Raw genomic sequence first — 18225 nt, 5'->3', positions numbered from 1 at the left:
AAGAAACCTTCAGACCTTTTTATTTTTATTTCGAGTCTGGGGTATAAAAGCGCAGCTGACACAATAAAAGTTTTCAGTATCATGTAATGAATTATATGCAATTTTCAGAAAATCACTGGAAAAAAATAAGGACAACAAATATGATGAAGAGAACCAACAAGGAACTCAAAAGGAGAAGCAAGGTAGTGGGAGCATTTCCTAACCAGGACTTAGTATTGAGACTGGTAGTCTCAATACTAGTTGATATAAATGAAGACTGGATCATAGGAAACAATATATAGTAATGGAACAGTAGTATTTTATTCATCATTATATCGGGGTGTAGTGAGTAGATTTTACAGAAAATTAAGCACACTGCCTGAGTTTTAGGATCAGCTCATAATTAAACATGATTATTAATTTAATAAAGCGGCAAGTAAATTCACCTTTTCCGGTAGTAACGTCATCTTACAAAAGAATAATAAGTAAAGTCTGGAGATTATCATGAATCTTGCTAGTAATACTTCTGGAATTATATGTATAGGATTGCTAACTATCATTTTATTTATCTATGCATCGGGGTGTAGTTCAAACTCGGATACGGATAATTCAAACGCCAGTGAAAATGCACAGTTAGTAGCATCTGCACATAACGCGACTACAACAACGAACGTAACTAGCACAGACAACAATATTATAGCCGCGGAAAATGAAAATGTCGAACCGATGTCGAGTTCGGCAAAGGTCATTTATCTCCATCACAGCACCGGCGGAGTCATCTGGGGCGGTGGGGTAGACACTACGATTGCAAATTACAACACTAATCACGACACAAACTACCGTATAACACAAATGGAATTTCCGAAATCACGCCCCTATGGATGGAATAACTATCCTTATGATTATTGGAACATCTGGGTAAATCATGCCGGCGATTCTGCCTATATGAAAGAACCGACCTTGGAGATGCTGACTCAGAATTATGACGTCATCGTTTGGAAGCACTGCTTCCCGGTCAGCAGCGTTGCTGCCGATACCGGTTCTCCGGATATAACTTCAAGTGTCAAAAGCGAAGAGAATTATAAGCTGCAATACAACGCCCTGAAAGCGAAGATGCATGAGTTTCCGAATAAACGCTTCATCGTTTGGACCGGTGCAGCTTTGGTCGAAAGCACTACCAATGCCGAAGAAGCCGGAAGAGCAAGAGACTTTGCGAACTGGGTCAAGACAACTTGGGATGAACCCGGCGATAATATCTATGTATGGGATTTCCACGGCCTGGAAACCGGAGGCGGTCTATACCTCTTGCCGGAAAATGCCGCATCAACTTCGAATTCTCACCCTAATCCCACTTTTGCCGCTTCCGCAGCTCCACTGATCGGCCAGCGTATCATTGATGTCATAGAAGGACGCGGTGATAATTAGTTTTATTCCAAAGCTTGACCATCCTTTATCATAAAACGCTTTGTAAGGAGTTAGATGTCCAGGCGTAAAAAATAATCCCTCTCTCGAGGGGTTATTTTAGTTTTGCAGCTTACCACACGTCTTCCAAAGAATATAAGATGCATTCGATATTGAGTACACTACGACTTATAACAGAGTCTACGACGCTACGCTTCTTCTTGAAAAGGGTAACACACAAACAGAGGAAAATAATTTAAGTCCTTAAAAGTCATATGTCTCAAATCTGAAATGGTCTTTGCCAGTTATTCTGGAATCAGAGATTTATAGAGTTCCATGTTACAATTTTTTGGTTTTCTTCTTTGAATTTGATCTAATTTGGGGGAAAATGACTACCTTTTATTACTACGGGAGTGCGGAGGGTCACGAATACCGCGTCCTTCACAGGCTGTCCGACAATTCATTTTCAGGGCAAAAACATGTGAAAAATAAGGCATATAAAGCCTTTAAATAAAAAACGAAGGTATTATGGTATTACTGGAGGTAATTGCAGGACAGCCTTTTTAGGTTGGGGTGGCCGCACGCAATTTGATTTTAAAAATCGCGATTTACCGCAGCAAAGGAGAACTAAATTTTATACAGGAATATAGGACCAAAAGACATGGTTGAGCGAAAAAAAATAATTAATCATCTATTGAAGGGAATTGATGGGATAATAACTCCTATAATCTTATTAATGACAAAAATAATATTTATAGATTCATCAGATTCAATAATTTTTACCATATTTGGGAAGATGAGAGGACTTATATTATCACCTTTTATAGAATGTGCGTCAGTTCCCTATATTGGGAAAGATGTCTACTTCTTAGAATTGCTAACTCGAAAGTATGTTTTCGGGAAAAGCGTTTGTATTAATAATTCTTGTAAGTTCATCGGCCCATTAGAAATTGGAGATAATGTAGACATGAATCATGATGTTGAGGTAAGGTCACAAACTATTATTGGTAATAATGTTGGTATAGGACCAAATACACTATTTATTAGCGACACTCACGAATTAGGAAATGAAAAAGAAAGAGCTGGAAAAGCAAAATATAAGAAAATAATTATTGAAGATGGATGTTGGATTGGGGCAAATGTAACTATATTAGGTGGGGTGACAATTGGTGCAGGATCTGTTATAGCTGCAGGGTCTGTCGTAGCTACAGATATAAGACCTAATACACTTGTAGCAGGTGATCGAGCAAAAGAAATCAGGGAATTAAGAAAAATGAGTTTTTTAAGACGATAATGATTACATTACTATAGGACTCACGCTCTAAGAGGCTGTCTGAATATTCATTTATCTCATTCGCTTAACGTTTTGATACGACCCAGTAGTCTAATCATTATGTGTATCATAGCAGCATATGCCAACGCTTGACATGATTCTGTCAATCCTTCGTATCTTTACTCAAACGTTGATATCGGCCCAGCCATGCAAATGTACGCTTTACTATCCATCTGTGAGGAAGTAGTTTAAAGCCTTTGACATCGTCGCTACGCTTAACGATTTCCAATACCCATCCACACATTACATTGACCCAATCAACCAGTTTACCCGAATAACCAGCATCAGCCCAGATAAGCTGCAATCGAGAAAATGTACCCTTAACTTGTTCCAGAACAAGTTTGGCCCCATCTCGATCCTGAATATTTGTTGCATGAACTACAACTATTAACAGTAGCCCTACTGTATCTACCAGAATGTGGCGCTTTCCCCCTTTTACTTTCTTCCCAGCATCATAACCGCGTATTCCTGGTGTTTCTGTGGTTTTAACTGACTGGCTATCTAAAATCGCTGCACTTGACTCTGGTTCTCTTCCATACGCAATTCTTAGTTCCGTTCTCAGTACAGTATTGATATGTTCCCCAATTCCTTTAAGCCTCCAAAGGCGGAAGTTAGGGTAAAACTGTCCATATGCGCAAAAATAATGAGAATAATTGCCATTGACCTCATAATGTCAATTTCCTAGATACGGGTCATAATATTCCCTTTGTGAATAAAAACAATTCCAAAAAACTACAAGCAAAGCATATTCATAATTGATAGCAGTATAAGATAAACAATAATTACATAATTTAAGATTGTTGTTAATCAAAATCAATAACTCTAAATCAAATTCGTCAATATTTTTTCCGCAGAATATACTGCATTTTCATCTTTTGGATGCATAAGTGGTTAAATGAGACGGAAATGAGGTTTGGCATTCATAACCATAACTTTTGAGTAGTTTTTCGACATCGGCATAAGTTTGGGAGCCATCTACTATATGATATGATGCGATTGCAAGGTTCACAGATGTGTTTTTCAAAATGTTTTCACATCCTTTTATAGCTTTAACTTCTGCGCCTTCAATATCCATTTTTATAAAATTAACTCTTTTGAGACCTAATCTATCAATTTCTGAATCTAGTTTCACTACTGGAATTTCTATAAACAAATTCTTATTCTCTGAACTGTCATCTGGATTAAAAGATGATCCATCTGTCGAGCTTTGGTAAAACTTCAAAATTGTATTTTCATCCCATAAGCCTTTATTTATAGCAATTACGTTATTCAGTTTATTTAGCTCGATATTTTCTTTTAATTTTTCAAAATTCAAACGATCAGGCTCAAAAGCGATTACTTTTCCTTCTTTTCCTACCTTTTGAGACGCATATAGTGTGAACTCTCCTAAGTAAGCTCCTCCATCTATAACTATATCACCATTCGAAAGAGTGTAATTTTTTAAATAACCTTTTAATAGTCCCCTGAAAAAATCTATCCCTCTATAATCTTTTAATTTTATTGAGGTGGAGTCATCTAATTGTACTATGAAATATTCTCTTTTGTATATAACTCTGAAATTGTTTTCTTTTAAGTTATTGTTGTATGCGCAATAAAACCAATTTTTTAATTGTCCTTCTGGAAAATATGTAAAAAAATAACTCCTGATTTTTCTCAGATGGTTTTTTACAGTCATTGATCTCCCTCTTTACCTTATTTAATCCATTTACATACAAATATTAGATAATCTACACTTGAGAACCAAAATAAAGTACATCGGAGTTTGTTAAAAATGGCATATATTTATAGTCTGCTGCTTTATGCTACTTTTTTCGGAGTTCAATCGTGTAAACCTTGTAATTAATGATGGTCTAAATTTGGTTGTACATATCGATATTTATTTTTTTGGGATATATTTGTGCATCAAAATTCAGTTTGAACCAAAAATTCCAACTTATATAAGAGATTATACTTGCGAATTCCTTTTTTATCTCCAGATTCTCTCATATTTCGATTTATTTCCAATATATAAGTAATAGTAAATGAAATATTTTAATAATTTATTTTTCCAAACAAATTCGATGAAGTTCTCATTTTTAATACCAAGCCGCGCTGCATGTGTTAAAACCCCCTTTGGTACTTTTCTACCGATTTGGGTTTTGTATAATTTTAAATTTTTCAATTTTTCATAAAATGTTGAAGTTATATCAATTTTGCTTGGTTTTAGATTAGCATTTATTTCAAATGCTTTATTTTTCACTTGTTTTAATGTCAATAAAGACACATATGGCACATCTTCATAAAAAGTGATTTTTCTATTATTTTCTTTACATATTGAAACACAAGATTCAAAAACAATTCTATGATCAATGTTATCTCCGAGTGACATTGGAGATACAACTAAAGCGTTAGGATACGATTTAATAAGTTCCGATAGACTTAGATAAACTTCATTATATATTGGATCTAAATATGGATCCGACTTGGATATTTCTTTATGTGAAGTTCTTCCCCTTAATGGAGGTTCTGGAAATTGAAAACTTTTATATTCGATTCCTATTTTTTTTGTAAATTCAATATCTTCTAAATATCGTGTTCTTGTGATTTCTTCAGGATCAGTTAATTTCAGACGGGGTGAAAAATTGGATTTTGTAAAAACAGTTACAGAAATCACCGGTTTTTCAAAATGATTTTTCAGTAGTGACCCACCAAGTGAGTATGCGATATCATCTGAATGTGGGGAAATTAATATAGTTTTGATGTTAGCGTCCATAATCTTCACTGATAAATTTTGAGTTTATAAATTTGTTACTCATCATTAATCTTATTTGACATTGATACTATTAACTCGCCACTTAATTAATGAGTTATATTATATTCTGTTGTATCGAAAATCATATGTATTTTCCAAAAACCTTCATGAATATGTTTTTATCATCAACATCTACTCCTTTAAACACATAATAAGAGATAAAATAAATAACTGCTGACGGAATTACTATCAATAAACCAAGGTAATCCTTTACTCCACTAAGTAAAAACGAAGCCATAATTATTGTAGCAATGACTGAGGAATAATTTTGGTTAATTAATTTTTTTCTGTTTATTACAGGTGGCATTCTGTAAAAGGTTATAATCAATGTAGAGAGTTCTGTTAATACAGTTGCGATAGATGCACCTCCATAACCATATTTTGGGATTAATATAAGATTCAACAAGACATTAATGATTACTCCTACTCCAGTAAAGAACATTACAAATTTTTGCTTATTTATTGATACAAAAAAATTACTTGTAGCATAATTTATAAAAATAATCGCTGTAGCCCAGATGAGTATTTGAAGGGCAATAATAGAACCTCTAAAACCATCCCCATAAATTGTCAACATTATTTTGTCGGACAATATTGTGGTTCCCACAGCCATAGGCAAAGCAAGTGAAAATAAATATTTGATCGATTTTTCATAAGAAAAAGCTAAAATCTCATTTGAATTTTCAAAGGATTTCGACATTAAAGGGAATATTGAAGTCATTAGTATACTTGGTATAAATATAAAAGTTTCTGATATTCGATATGCTGCACTATATATGCCTACAGCCGCGTCTCCGACCATCATGGATAACATGACTGTATCAATTCGGTAATAAATGATTGTAAAAACCGAAGATAAAGCAAGAGGCAATGAATTTTTCACCAAATATTTGCAAACTTGAAAATCAAGATCAAATTTCACCTTGATATATCTAGTAGAGAACAAAAACGTAAAAAAGTTCTGAATTGCACTTGCTGCCACGGTAGCCAAAATGATCAAATTTAATCCAAGATCAAAATGTATGATGAGCACAATGAGTCCTAACATCAACAGACGACTTATTAGTAAAAAGAAGATCGAATATTTCATCTTCAAATTTACCTCATAAATTACACCGTATGTGTTAAAAGTATCTACCAATAAAACTAAAGCTGCAATTTGTACAGCTATTATTGTTTCTTCGGGATACCCCATTTTATTTATACTAAAAATAGCAGCAATGAATGCTAAGACTGAAAGGACAGTTTTTATTAATATTGCATTACCAATCATTTTTCCAGCTATTTCCGGGTCTCTAGAAATTTCCCTTACAAGTATTTGCAAAATACCTAGTTCTGAAACTATAGAATAAAATGAAATGAAAGCAAAAACAAAGGAATATTTCCCATAGCCAACGTCACCTAGATAACGAGCTATAAGAATTACAGCAAACAAGCTTATTACTTTAGAAGCTACGTTTCCAATAACCAAAAATCCTGTGTTTTCAGCAATAAGCTTCACTTTACTCATTCACATACTCCATACAGTAACACTAAACACTTATATTTAATACTAGTGTATCGATTCCAGATTACATCCATAAACCTAAACTTCAAAATCCATCTCGTGATCAACAAATCCCTCACCAAATAATGGATTTATTTGGGAATCAAAGCACTAGTATGTTTTATACGATGTCCCTACTAAAACGAGTCATGAAGTTCACTATCTCGGATAACTTTTATTTGTTGAGAAGTAACTTGCTATTTTTTAGATTTATGTATGAGCTCATCCCAAAACCAAGTTTATCTTCACATTAATAACAATTTCAAAATTATTATCATCCCACTTTCCGCAGAAGTCCACAAAAATGCCGCTTATGTTCTCAATATCAGTAACTTATAAACGAATCTCACATTTAATGAATAATAGTGGGCAAATCAGCAAATAAATTTTACATCTGTGTACATATGCGGAATGTCTGTTTCATGATCCTAAGCTCGATTGATTATTCTAAATTCGATTCAGAGGAGTAGTTTTAATTTTTGGGATCAGCTCTTCCAGTTAAATTATTTCAATAAATCTTTGTATAGTTTGACGTGATTACAGACATTTTTATCAAGTGATAAATTTTTTATCACATGGTCTCTAGCACCTTTTATATTAAGATCATCACTTTTGAAACATTCAATTATCTTTTCAGACAGTAATTTAGAATTTTTAATTATTACGCTTTCTTTATTGTAGATTATTTCCTTGATAGCTCCTGAATCAAATGCAACAATAGGAGTTCCTACTGACATTGCTTCTGCTGCAACAAAACAAAAAGATTCCTCGACTAAAGTTGGTATTACTACGCAAGAAGAAATGCTATAAATATCTTCAATAGAGTCGGTATTGCCAGTAAATTTAAAATAATTTTTGATATTTAGTTCATTTATACGCTCTTCAAGATAATTTTTATACTCACCCTCACCTACTAAGAAAAACCTAACATTAGGATATTTTCTGATTATTGCCGGTGCTGCTTCGATTAAATAATGAGCACCTTTCTCTTTTCTTAGACCTACACACGTTACTACAAATTCAGTTGTTATATTGAATTTTTCTTTTATCTTTTTAGTTTCATACTTTCTTTGAAATCTATCAGTATTAATTCCATTATATATAGTAACTAACTTTTTAGAATTTATCCCGTATTCTCTTGAATATTTAGATTTTACAAAATTTGACACACAAATAATCTTATCGATTCCAATCCCGAATAATTTCGAATTCGTCAAATAGTATATTTTGCGTAATGATCTCTTTGTAAATGTTTTTGTTTTTTTACCACCCATGTGATCCGTATATACAATTCTTATATTAGTAAATAATTTTAAATAATTCACAATTGTGTATACGGGATAAAAATGAAAATGAACAATTTCGGGCCTGTTTTTCTTTATAACTTTATAGAATGTAATAACATTACATATATTATTATTTGATGGTTTAATAATCTCTATCTTTGCACCTAAGTTTAGAAGGGAATCTTCTACGCTTTTGATAGGTTTATCTCTGAAAATTACTATATGTTCAAAATTATTCTCCTTTAATTTCGCCGTCAGTGAAATGATAAACTCTTCAAAAGAACCAAACTTAGTTGGAGATATATCGCAAATAGAGAGTATACATTTTTTAGAGTCATTGTGGAGCATCAATTCCTACCTCTAGCAATACTTTAGGTTACTTTATTGCGTGTTCTAGGGACAAACTTAGAGTTTCAGAAAAAGAACCGTAGTTATTTTTTATCTCAAAAATTGTTCTAGAATTTTTCCCCATTAATTTCATGTTTTCATCATTAGCTAACACATTTTTAAGAGAGTTATACAACTTATCTACATTTTTTTCTTTAACAACATAACCATTATAACCATTTTTGATCATATCGGCACTGGCTCCAACAGCATTAGTAGCAATCACAGGCTTACTAAAAGCCATTGCTTCGTTTATAACCAACCCCCAGGGCTCATATGACTGTTTATAGAAAATAGACGGCAAAACGAAAATATCGCAAGCGCTGTAATAGGACGATATATCTTTTTTTAAGACCCTACCAGTAAAAAGGATGTTTTTAATACCTCTTTCTTTAGCGAGTTTCTCGTATTTTGTACGCTCAGGTCCTTCTCCGGCTATGATCAAAAAGGCATCTGTCTCATCGTATTCTAATCTCGAAAAAGATTCGATTAAATAATCCAAACCTTTTATATTCACAATTCTTCCTAAAAATAATATTATCTTTTTATTTTCCAGATTATGTTTCGTCCTCAGATTGAACGTAGGAAATTCACTATAATCCATTGCACACTGCGGATGCATGAACACTCGTTCTTCTTTTATTCCTAATTCTATGCATGATCGGTATGCATTTGTTCCCATCACAAAGATTGAATCCGAATTTTTAACAACAACCTTAGTGAATCTATTCAAAATCTTCCTTATAAATGAGGTATCTTGCCAGTGCCAAAATTCGGTCATGAAGACGAATTTCTTTCCACGAACCTTAGCCATTATCCAGCATATATACCAGTTCGTTGATGTTAGGATGAGATCATACTTCCCAAAAAGGAGTTCTTTAATCAATCTCAGATACATGGCGATATCTTTTCGACCAATTAAAAAGTCACTTTTTAACACTTTACTTTTCCATTCTGGAGGAATACTTGCCTGCTCTTCCTTAACCCCTTCCTGACCTCTCCCCTGCTTTGTAAAGATAAATGTAGTATCATATTTTTTATTCAGGCTCTCAAAGATCTCTTGCCTGTAATCCATATGTGCAGGATGGACAACAATTATTTTCATATTCCCTCCAACAAAGTAAGGTTAAACACTTTAAAGTTATTAATTTATAACATCATGGTATAATTCAATATATTTGAGTATCACTCGATCCCATGTGTAATTTATTGCAAATTGTATCTGTTGATTTACTACGTTTTTATTCGTGCTACAAGAAGCTGAATCCAACACCTTAATTAAATTTTCAACATCTAGTTCAAAAGAATTTAACTTGAATCCATCCTGAATCACAAAGTCGTAAATACCTATATTTTTTGAGAAATACACAGGACAATTAGCGCATGCTAGAGCTTCAAGGACAGCCAGAGGAAAATTATCAAATCTTGATGGATATATTGCTACATCAACATTTTTCAAAAAAAACACAATTTCTTCTTTGTTTATATTACCTAAGAAAATGACTCGTTTATCTATATCTAAGTTTGAGCATAAATCTTTCAACTGCTTTTTTTGAGGTCCTTCTCCAGCGAGATAAATAGTTGTGTTTGGATTGTTTATTGCGTAATGTCCAAATGCTTCAATTAAGACATCGACCCCCTTCTCCCAAGAAAGCCTGCCGTGATAAAATATATTGAAATTATTGTGATCAATAACCCTACTTGACTTTGCCTCAGTTTCTGCCTCTTTTTGATACCAGTATTCATCTATTGCATTCGGTATCACAACTAGCTTTTTTGCACCATATTTAGTTATAATCTCATTCATATAATATGAATGTGTGATAACTCGATCCGAGCTTCTTAATATTTGTGGGACAAATATATATGTAAGAATATGAATCAGTGATATAATATCTTTATAGCTCGATTTAAGTTCTTTTCTTACGTCCCCATGATACTGGAGAATTAATTTTCCTCTTTTTATGACTTTAATATAAAGATATAGCAAAAATTTAGCATTTGGCAGTATTGTTGGCAACACCGGAATGTGTACTAGATCATGCTTGGTTATTTTGTTTAAATTTTTATATGTTATTACATCCAGATCGAAGCTATTTCTAATTTCATGAACATTTTTTTCTTTACAAAATAATTTAATTTCAGCGAACGGAAGGATTTCCGAATGATCAAGTAACCTTTTAAGAATATTTCTTCCAACCTCAGCTGGAGCTCCGTTTTCCATTGGATAGTAATATATTAAGTTCATTCTTGAACGTCCGTCAGTTTAATTCTCCCATATTTGCATTCTTCCACTGTTGTAAATTGAATTTTTATTTTGAGGCAATGAACTGAATAAAGGATTATTTACATACATATCTCCAAAAAAATATGAAATATTATTTCCACCTATAAAATTTTGAGAGTTCTCACTATTAATTGAATGTAGACAAATCCAGTTATACGAGCCTGATGTAGTTGTTCCGGGTTTTAAAACATAGGGATTGTCTAGATAATAACTCTTTGAAAATACTGATATTTGCTCTATATTATTCTCATCTAACTTTATAAATCCATTCATATAATTATTGATATCATCTAAATATAACACAGGCTTCCCTCCATAAGACGCAAACAATCGTTCACCCTGCATGCTATTTGATACTACCTTTTTATCCCAACTAATACTTTCTTTTATCCATTCTCCTGTAGTGTATGTTTCTTCACTCATATACCATTCATCATTTCCCCCACCTATTCCTAAACGATAATGGGCAAAAAATGTAGAGAATGTTATATTTAATATTAAGAATATTATAACAGCAGCAACTACAATTTTGCCATTTTGTTTCTGATTTTTAATTACATTAAAAAGCCCGACGGATCCTAATAAGGTGAGGAAGAAATGTGTAGTCAGATAGCCATAAATTTGGTTAAATGAAAATATCAATGTAGGCAGTAGACAAATCAAAATTGCCCACTCGTCTATTAACTTATCTTTTTTGAAAATGTAATATATAAGACCACCAACTGAAAGTGGTAAGATAAACCCTACATTTCTGCCTGTAATCATTAGTATGTCTATTATCCAGGCGTATCTGGAGCCTGAAGTTATTAAACCCCATTTACTACCATATAAGAAGATTAAAAGTATAAGAAGAAAAACAATTAAAATATATATGTAACTAAGATTGATGCTCCAGAGCTGGGTTTTTTGGATCTGGAGAGATTTATTTCTCAAATTAACCTTGTAAATGAGAGCAATAATAAATATCAGGCCTGAATAAAACAATCCCATGTAAACAAAATGGTGAGTTGCAAGCAGTAATAATGCTGTTGCGATGAAAAGCAGAACAAACCTGACTTTTAATTTCACTATTTGGAAAACTAAATATATCAAGAAAGGAAAAAAAACCAGAATTTGAGCACGCGTTGATATTTCCCAGGTTGTAAGGTTCAAGGTACCTGCAGATAGAGAAAATATGGCTGTAAAGAGGAACCTATGCAGGAAGTTATCATAGAGAACTGTTGCTAATGAATAAGATGTAAATATGCTGAATAAACCTAGAATAACACAGAACAGTAATATTACAATTTCCATCCTGATTTCAGTCAATTGTGATATTCCTGAAAGTGTAAATGGAACGGCACTGGCGTAAGAATAAGGATACATCCCGAAGACAGACATCCAGTTAATCCACCACTGTGCAACTCCAAAATTTGAGATGGAGTTTGCAAGTGAGTGTATAAAGAAAGAATCAGAACCTTTTTCATGGGGTATGCTGGGAATTCTGATGATGATGTTCAATATTACCAATAATCCCATTAGCAAAAATTCGGTTCTTCTACCTGGATTATATTGAACATCAGAGCTTAAACTTGAATTTTCCTGCATAGTACCTTCCGATTTCAAGATGTTTTTTTCTATAGTACTGTCTGACTTCCGGAATGTCTATTTTCTTTCGAATTTTAACGATTCCGTTTATATATCCTTCCATATATGCAATTCCGATGTAGAAGGGACGTGTGAAGCTGTATTTCACAAATTTGAACAAGGCATAAAGCGGATGGTAATCTCTGTAATAATCGGACTCCCCTTTCGTCCTGTATCCCTTCCATAAACCTTCAGCACTGCCGGTTCTGCGTGTTTGAATCCCGACAATATCTTCAAACTTTTTTGTATCCCAACCGTGTAAAACAGCAAGGACGTTTGAGACGGAGTCGGCTGAGTAACTTATGGGGAAGCCTCCAGTTTCTATGAAGCACTCCCGCCTCCAGACTCTCAAGCCGCCATTGGGTAGGTTTTCTCTGCCTTTCTCAGTGATGAGTTTATCTGCTTCAATATATGCTGTACTACCACTCGCAACACCAAGACAGGGATCTTTTTCAAATCTATCTATTATCTTTTCGAAAAAGCTTCTCTCTAAAATCATATCAGCATCAATGAGGCCAAGATACTCAAAAGAAATTTTATCAACAGAGGTTATCTCCAGAGCTAACGACAATCCTTCACTGACGACTTTTGCGTAATGAAAACTAAGATCCCTTTTTGTTCCTTCAGATGTAATTACACGAATCCAGTCATATTTAGTTTCAAAATCCCTCAGAATTTCGGCAGAATTGTCAGTGCTGTTATCGTTTACAATGAGCCAGAGTTTTGGGGTTATCGTTTGGTTAATTATAGATTCTGCAAGCTCCGGAAGGGAACGTTCTTCATTTTTACACGGGGTTGTTAGAATATAATCGGGCTCTGCGACCATATGGTTCTCCTATTCCATCCCTACTAATGAAAATCTATTGAAATTGAATAATTATTAACTCTTCATAATCTATATGCGCCTTCAATTTCATTGACCATGAATTCCACAACATCTATTTTTTCATTTAATAACTTCTCTCTTTTTTCTTTGAAATTGTGTATCAAAGAATTATCATCCAATAGTAATATTGCTTTTTTAAGAGCTTCTTCTCTGTTCTGAATAGTAAATGCAAGTCCGTAGGACTCTAATTCATCAAGATATCCTCTGTGAGTATTTGAAACGTATATTGCCGGAACTCCAAGTATAGCTGCTTCCGAAGCCATTGTTGCCCCTTCGCCAATACACATCTTTGAATAGTAGAGAATATCATGCAGGTCTCCTGGTTTGAAATTAAGCTCATAATCAGAGATAGTCTTCCATTGTTTTGTCTCTGAAGAAATAATTACCCGGCCATATCTTTCAAGCTCCCGAATAAAACTGATTAACTCCTCTTCGGAACTGAAAGTGAATCCTCTTGCTCCTATGTCGTGATGGGATGCAAGTGCCGATAAGCGCAGTATAATATAGCCTTCGTCCAGATTGTATTTTTTAAGTACATCTTTGCTTGGTGTAAAATATCTTGAGTGCAGATATGCCAGTTCGTAGTACCCATTGAACCTCACTTGTTTTGGGCCAAGATCAAGATAGAAACTGGATGACGTGTAGATCTTATCCGTAAAAGGAAATGTCAACTTTATTACAAGCCCTGCAATTTCAGTATCCGAAAAAGCAATATGGGGTTTATTAAGTAGTCGGCTTACATGAGCTGAATAAGGAGATCCTGGGCTAACAAAAATGTCCGGCTGGAATTTTTTAGCGATTCTATAAAGATGTAGGTCATTTGTGATAATGCCGAAAGCCTTACCTACCATCTGTTTATGATGTTTGCATACCTCATACTCAAACCCATATTCTTCAAGTACTCTTTTTGTGTTCTCTTTGGTTCTTGCCACTATCTTGATTTCGTGTCCCCTTTCTTGAAGCTTCCAGATCACATTTTTAAAGACATTTACGTCTTTTGGGTGTCCGATATCAAATAGTATGTTCACGGCATCTCAACCTTTTTTATTGTTTTAGCAGGCACTCCTGCAACGATATGATAGGGATCTACATGTTTTGTAACGACTGATCCGGCTCCGACTACAGCTCCCTTGCCAATTGTGATATCCGGCATGATTATGGAGCCAGCGCCAAGCCAGGCATCGTCTTCAATTAAGATTCGACCTCTCTGGGTTTTTACGTAAGGCCTGATGTGAGAATCGTTTGGATCTGATGATGTGAGCAGGATAACGTTTGGCCCGATTGCTACCCGATTTCCAATGATCAGGTTATCAGTGTCTTCCAGCTTTTCTGCAACGGTTAGACCTTCTGCAATGTACGTTTGCTTCCCGATCTTGTACCCACAATTTTTATACAAAAATATTCGGAGGCTGCAGCAGGGTAGATTTTTAGCAAAGTATTTCAGCGTTTTTTTCTTCAATTTCCTTAACGTTTTCATACCCTACCCTCTAAATTCTAAATAATAAACCCCAATACTCGGATTATTTGCAAATTTCCCAGCAATATCTTCACAATACCCGTGCCAGATTCAATTTCTTATACGCCTTGAATCCTAAATTCAAAAGTTCCTTTTTGCCCCTGTCATGGATTTTCTCATATCTCCCATAATTCACTTCCTCACCGCCAAACCGTTTTTTGAATTCCCTTACTCCGTAAGGCTTGTCCGGATGCCCAGCTCCCCCGAAATCAAATACTTTTTCTTTGCCTGCGTATTCCGAGAGCATGTGCCAGACAACGGCTTCGTTTACGTAGTTTATTTCCTGTTTTGAACCTGCGTACCAGTCGTGCACCATGCCCTTATACTTCAAAACCACACGTGAGCCGACAACTTCGCCTTCTAGGGTTGCAAGGTAGAAATCTATAAGTCCGGAAGAGGAAAGTTTATCGAAAGCGCTTTCAAGGAGAGAGATGTCTGCAAGGGGAAGCCTTACGTTTTTATAAGTTTCCTCAATTACTTTATAGCAATCTTTTATTTCGTCTCTCGTTTCTATTTTTCTAACCTTAATTCCTACTTTTTCAGCTCTGTTTATTCCTTTTCTGCGGGGTTTGTGGATATCCCCCCAGATATTTTCAGCAGGACGGTTGAGATCTATCAGGTAATTTAAGTGGGGCTCATACTGGTATCCCAGAGAGTCCAGGGTGTTTTTCGAGTTCTCAGTGTCCCAGAGGTTGCGGATCTGTGTGTAGATTGCTCTGTTGTGCAGAAATTTCTCGTAGTAATTGAGCAACATCTCAAGAGCTTCAAGCCCTTTTTTGCCTTCAACAAAAAGAGGCCCGTTGTTGATGATTGACCTTGAGGAAATTGACCCAACAAAACCAGGAGCGTCTCTGATGATGACCGCCTGCAGGACTGCAAGTATCACTCCGCTTTCGGGCTCAATTGCAGCAAGCGAAATAGGTTCATAGTTTTTAGTTGACCTGTATACATCTGCCATTGCACAGGTCTGGAAAATGTTCCCTTCCGGATGATTGGATACAAAATTCTCCCATTTCTCCAGGTCAATAGACTCCGTAATCTCAATCACTTTAAAGCCCCGCAGTCATAGTATCTTTTTTCTGGGTCCTGCTCCTGTACCACACAATCCCTGCCTTCCCAACATTTTTCACGTTCTGGAACAGCAGTTCTTTTGTCCAGCCTCCAAAGTCTTCGCACCACCGGTTGGGGTGCACGAGCAGGCAGATCTGGGAAACTTTTTCGCTTTGAATCAGGTGGATTACATCATCAGTAGAAGAAATTGCCTTAGGATCTGCTTTTGCATTTACTTCGGACTTACCTTCGGACTTATCAATAGTGTCCTTGACCCTGATCTTCAAATCTGCCCAGGTCCTTCCTGTGTCAGTAAGATAAAAAACTTTATTGTAGTCAATTGAGAGGTAGGGTTCCCCTACAATCCCGAAATCCCTGAAATCATACTCTTTCCACAGGTCCCTGTTTGACCAGGGTTTTAAGGGGTTCCCGTGCATGCATACCGTGTTTATTTCGGTGACGTTTTCGGTAACTTTCCTGAGGTCTTCTAGTTCTTTTTTGAAGATCTCGATTGCTTTTTTCGGGTCTCCGTTTGCTTTATCCATAACCTCGTAATGGAAGCCTATTTCGTGCCCCATTTCTGCCATCTGGAGAATGATATCAGGCTTGAACGTCTCTTCAATATGCCGGAAGTAGTATGTTGATTTAATTCCATAGCTGTGCTCAAGTTCAGCCATTGCAAGGTTTCTATTTATCGCACGGTCCACGTCATGTCTGAGGATGATACACTTTCCGGGTTTGTTTTTGAGAAAATCGTCTACAGAACAGGTAGAGTAGTTTGTTTTTTTGATTGCCTGCAGCAAACTTTCATACTTCGTTAAAGTAAAATCCCTCACTGTTGACGCCCCCGGTTTTTGACCTGATCTTTAATTTAGTTAGTAGTTTTAGTATATTATCGGATTAGGAACCTATAATTGTAAATAGATTTTTTTCGAGCTTCAATTTGTTCATAACCTCCGATTATAAGTTAGAATGTAACTCCTCTAATTTATTTCCTTTTAGTTTATAAAGTTATGCCTTTAATGTATATCTCTTAGTGCCCGCAACGAAATAACCTCTGCAACTTATTATAAATTGGAACTTTGATTGGCGACCTTGATCTTGAAAATTAAGATGTACAATCAGAAATATGCAGAGGTTATTCTGTGACGAGTCCTTACTATTTTGTATTTTATATAGTAGTTATCTCGGAAATTGCTTATAACTTCTAGAAAAGTTTTTAAGTAAGTTGCTCAGATATATGCATGCAGATAAGAGGGGTATAATGGAAAATGAAAACAGGAACCTGGTTCTAATTTTATTAGTTCTTGCAATGTTTACAGGAATGGCAGTTGAGGTTAGCGAAGGTTCAACTACTGTTGGAATTATCCTGTTTCTTGCTTCTGTACTTTTGTTGACCAGAATTAATTTCAAGCATCTGGGTAATTCTGGATTATTGAAAAAATCGAAAACGTATTTTTTTATAGGGGCTTTTATAGTTTCAGTCGATCTGTTTTATAACTTCAAAAACGGTGGTGAACTTGGAACACTGGATGTTATGACATTATTTTTCGGAGCCTCTTTAATTGGAACTCAGCTTCAAAACCCGCAGATTACGCGCGTCTCCAGGTTCGGAATGTACATTTCATCTGTTTTTGTGATACTGTATCTTATATTTTATACCCTGTTTGCTTTCTTTAACATTGATTTCCTGCACAAGTTCGACCATTATTTAATACTCCTTCCAACTGTAGGACTGCTCAGAGTGGCAGGAATTCCTCTGGAGGTAATCGCTACGGAAACTGTCAGGGTCAGTGGCATTGAAGAGATGACCGTGGTCATTGGAGGGCCCTGTTCAGGCCTGTACTCCATGTTCCTCTTAATTGGAATTGTCTTTGGGTACAGTCGAATTGAAAAAATGGACGTTAACAATACCCTGAAAATGCTCGGGTTTTGTGTGGTTGTCGCTTACATAGCGAATTTATTTAGAGTTATTGTTCTTTATTTAACTGCTTATTATTATGGGTCGGAAACAATGATGCTGGTGCATACGCACATAGGCTGGATTATCTTTGCAACCGTTGCAGCATTTATAATGTACTTTATTGAATTAAAAAGATGAAGCTTTTTATAGAACCAAAAAAGACAAAATTGATCT

15 protein-coding genes and 2 pseudogenes are annotated in these 18225 nt (G+C 35.1%); 4 read left to right on the top strand and 13 right to left on the bottom strand.

All coding sequences use genetic code 11. The annotated features are described in order from the left end of the window. Positions 1-42 precede the first annotated feature (42 nt). The 3 genes and pseudogenes from PHF18_RS03755 to PHF18_RS03745 form a co-directional block, all read left to right on the top strand. A pseudogene (locus tag PHF18_RS03755) lies at positions 43-295 on the top strand (transposase); the annotation flags it as partial. A 188-nt stretch (positions 296-483) separates the two neighbouring features. Next, positions 484-1404, top strand: a complete 921-nt coding sequence (locus PHF18_RS03750) for a hypothetical protein (protein WP_300098516.1) — start codon at positions 484-486, stop codon at positions 1402-1404. A gap of 637 nt (positions 1405-2041) precedes the next feature. Next, positions 2042-2674, top strand: coding sequence for a DapH/DapD/GlmU-related protein (locus PHF18_RS03745; protein ID WP_300098513.1), 633 nt, complete (start codon positions 2042-2044; stop codon positions 2672-2674). Positions 2675-2730: 56 nt separating this feature from the next. On the opposite strand, the pseudogene PHF18_RS03740 reads toward PHF18_RS03745, so the two are convergent. The 13 genes and pseudogenes from PHF18_RS03740 to PHF18_RS03680 all read right to left on the bottom strand — a co-directional run. Further along, positions 2731-3323 (bottom strand): annotated as a pseudogene (locus tag PHF18_RS03740) (IS5 family transposase); the annotation flags it as partial. Between the two features lie 258 nt (positions 3324-3581). Further along, positions 3582-4388 carry an FkbM family methyltransferase gene (locus tag PHF18_RS03735; RefSeq protein ID WP_300098510.1) on the bottom strand — a complete coding sequence of 269 codons (807 nt, stop codon included), beginning with the start codon at positions 4386-4388 and terminating at the stop codon, positions 3582-3584. Positions 4389-4679: 291 nt separating this feature from the next. Continuing rightward, positions 4680-5465, bottom strand: a complete 786-nt coding sequence (locus PHF18_RS03730; RefSeq protein WP_300098507.1) for a PIG-L deacetylase family protein — start codon at positions 5463-5465, stop codon at positions 4680-4682. Between the two features lie 121 nt (positions 5466-5586). After that, entirely contained in the window at positions 5587-7014 is a 1428-nt protein-coding gene (locus PHF18_RS03725; RefSeq protein ID WP_300098504.1) for a flippase, read from the bottom strand. 539 nt (positions 7015-7553) lie between these two features. Beyond that, positions 7554-8684, bottom strand: a complete 1131-nt coding sequence (locus tag PHF18_RS03720) for a glycosyltransferase family 4 protein (RefSeq protein WP_300098501.1) — start codon at positions 8682-8684, stop codon at positions 7554-7556. A 28-nt stretch (positions 8685-8712) separates the two neighbouring features. Next, a complete protein-coding gene (locus PHF18_RS03715; RefSeq protein WP_300098497.1) occupies positions 8713-9828 on the bottom strand; it encodes a glycosyltransferase family 4 protein in 1116 nt (371 codons plus the stop codon). Positions 9829-9867: 39 nt separating this feature from the next. Next, the gene (locus PHF18_RS03710; RefSeq protein WP_300098494.1) at positions 9868-10947 is read right to left on the bottom strand and encodes a glycosyltransferase family 4 protein; all 1080 of its coding nucleotides are present in this window, start codon (positions 10945-10947) and stop codon (positions 9868-9870) included. Between the two features lie 42 nt (positions 10948-10989). Next, a complete protein-coding gene (locus PHF18_RS03705; protein ID WP_300098491.1) occupies positions 10990-12597 on the bottom strand; it encodes a hypothetical protein in 1608 nt (535 codons plus the stop codon). Next, complete coding sequence (locus tag PHF18_RS03700) at positions 12569-13462, bottom strand: glycosyltransferase family 2 protein (RefSeq protein WP_300098487.1); 894 nt, start codon at positions 13460-13462, stop codon at positions 12569-12571. Before PHF18_RS03700 ends, PHF18_RS03705 begins: the two co-directional genes overlap by 29 nt. A gap of 62 nt (positions 13463-13524) precedes the next feature. After that, positions 13525-14550, bottom strand: a complete 1026-nt coding sequence (locus tag PHF18_RS03695; protein ID WP_300098484.1) for a DUF354 domain-containing protein — start codon at positions 14548-14550, stop codon at positions 13525-13527. Beyond that, positions 14547-14999, bottom strand: coding sequence for a DapH/DapD/GlmU-related protein (locus PHF18_RS03690; RefSeq protein WP_300098481.1), 453 nt, complete (start codon positions 14997-14999; stop codon positions 14547-14549). Before PHF18_RS03690 ends, PHF18_RS03695 begins: the two co-directional genes overlap by 4 nt. A gap of 70 nt (positions 15000-15069) precedes the next feature. Beyond that, positions 15070-16086: a peptidoglycan bridge formation glycyltransferase FemA/FemB family protein gene (locus PHF18_RS03685; protein ID WP_300098478.1), complete on the bottom strand. Its 1017-nt coding sequence runs from the start codon at positions 16084-16086 to the stop codon at positions 15070-15072. 1 nt (position 16087) lies between these two features. Further along, a complete protein-coding gene (locus tag PHF18_RS03680) occupies positions 16088-16924 on the bottom strand; it encodes a hypothetical protein (RefSeq protein ID WP_300098475.1) in 837 nt (278 codons plus the stop codon). 428 nt (positions 16925-17352) lie between these two features. Between PHF18_RS03680 and artC the strand changes: the two genes are divergently transcribed. Beyond that, entirely contained in the window at positions 17353-18189 is an 837-nt protein-coding gene (gene artC / locus PHF18_RS03675; RefSeq protein WP_300098472.1) for an archaeosortase C, read from the top strand. Positions 18190-18225: the final 36 nt, after the last annotated feature.

This window comes from Methanosarcina sp., assembly GCF_028693135.1.
GTDB lineage: Archaea > Halobacteriota > Methanosarcinia > Methanosarcinales > Methanosarcinaceae > Methanosarcina.
The sequence above is the reverse complement of the archived record's forward strand: the minus strand, read 5'-3'. Positions and strand labels throughout refer to the sequence as shown.

Excerpts from the sequence above, each read along its gene's own strand:
- PHF18_RS03720 (WP_300098501.1), bottom strand. The coding sequence starts at position 8,684 with ATGCTCCACAATGACTCTAAAAAATGTATACTCTCTATTTGCGATATA.
- PHF18_RS03735 (WP_300098510.1), bottom strand. The coding sequence starts at position 4,388 with ATGACTGTAAAAAACCATCTGAGAAAAATCAGGAGTTATTTTTTTACA.
- PHF18_RS03725 (WP_300098504.1), bottom strand. The coding sequence starts at position 7,014 with ATGAGTAAAGTGAAGCTTATTGCTGAAAACACAGGATTTTTGGTTATT.
- PHF18_RS03710 (WP_300098494.1), bottom strand. The coding sequence starts at position 10,947 with ATGGAAAACGGAGCTCCAGCTGAGGTTGGAAGAAATATTCTTAAAAGG.
- PHF18_RS03690 (WP_300098481.1), bottom strand. The coding sequence starts at position 14,999 with ATGAAAACGTTAAGGAAATTGAAGAAAAAAACGCTGAAATACTTTGCT.
- PHF18_RS03750 (WP_300098516.1), top strand. The coding sequence starts at position 484 with ATGAATCTTGCTAGTAATACTTCTGGAATTATATGTATAGGATTGCTA.
- PHF18_RS03745 (WP_300098513.1), top strand. The coding sequence starts at position 2,042 with ATGGTTGAGCGAAAAAAAATAATTAATCATCTATTGAAGGGAATTGAT.
- PHF18_RS03705 (WP_300098491.1), bottom strand. The coding sequence starts at position 12,597 with ATGCAGGAAAATTCAAGTTTAAGCTCTGATGTTCAATATAATCCAGGT.
- PHF18_RS03715 (WP_300098497.1), bottom strand. The coding sequence starts at position 9,828 with ATGAAAATAATTGTTGTCCATCCTGCACATATGGATTACAGGCAAGAG.
- PHF18_RS03700 (WP_300098487.1), bottom strand. The coding sequence starts at position 13,462 with ATGGTCGCAGAGCCCGATTATATTCTAACAACCCCGTGTAAAAATGAA.
- artC (WP_300098472.1), top strand. The coding sequence starts at position 17,353 with ATGGAAAATGAAAACAGGAACCTGGTTCTAATTTTATTAGTTCTTGCA.
- PHF18_RS03730 (WP_300098507.1), bottom strand. The coding sequence starts at position 5,465 with ATGGACGCTAACATCAAAACTATATTAATTTCCCCACATTCAGATGAT.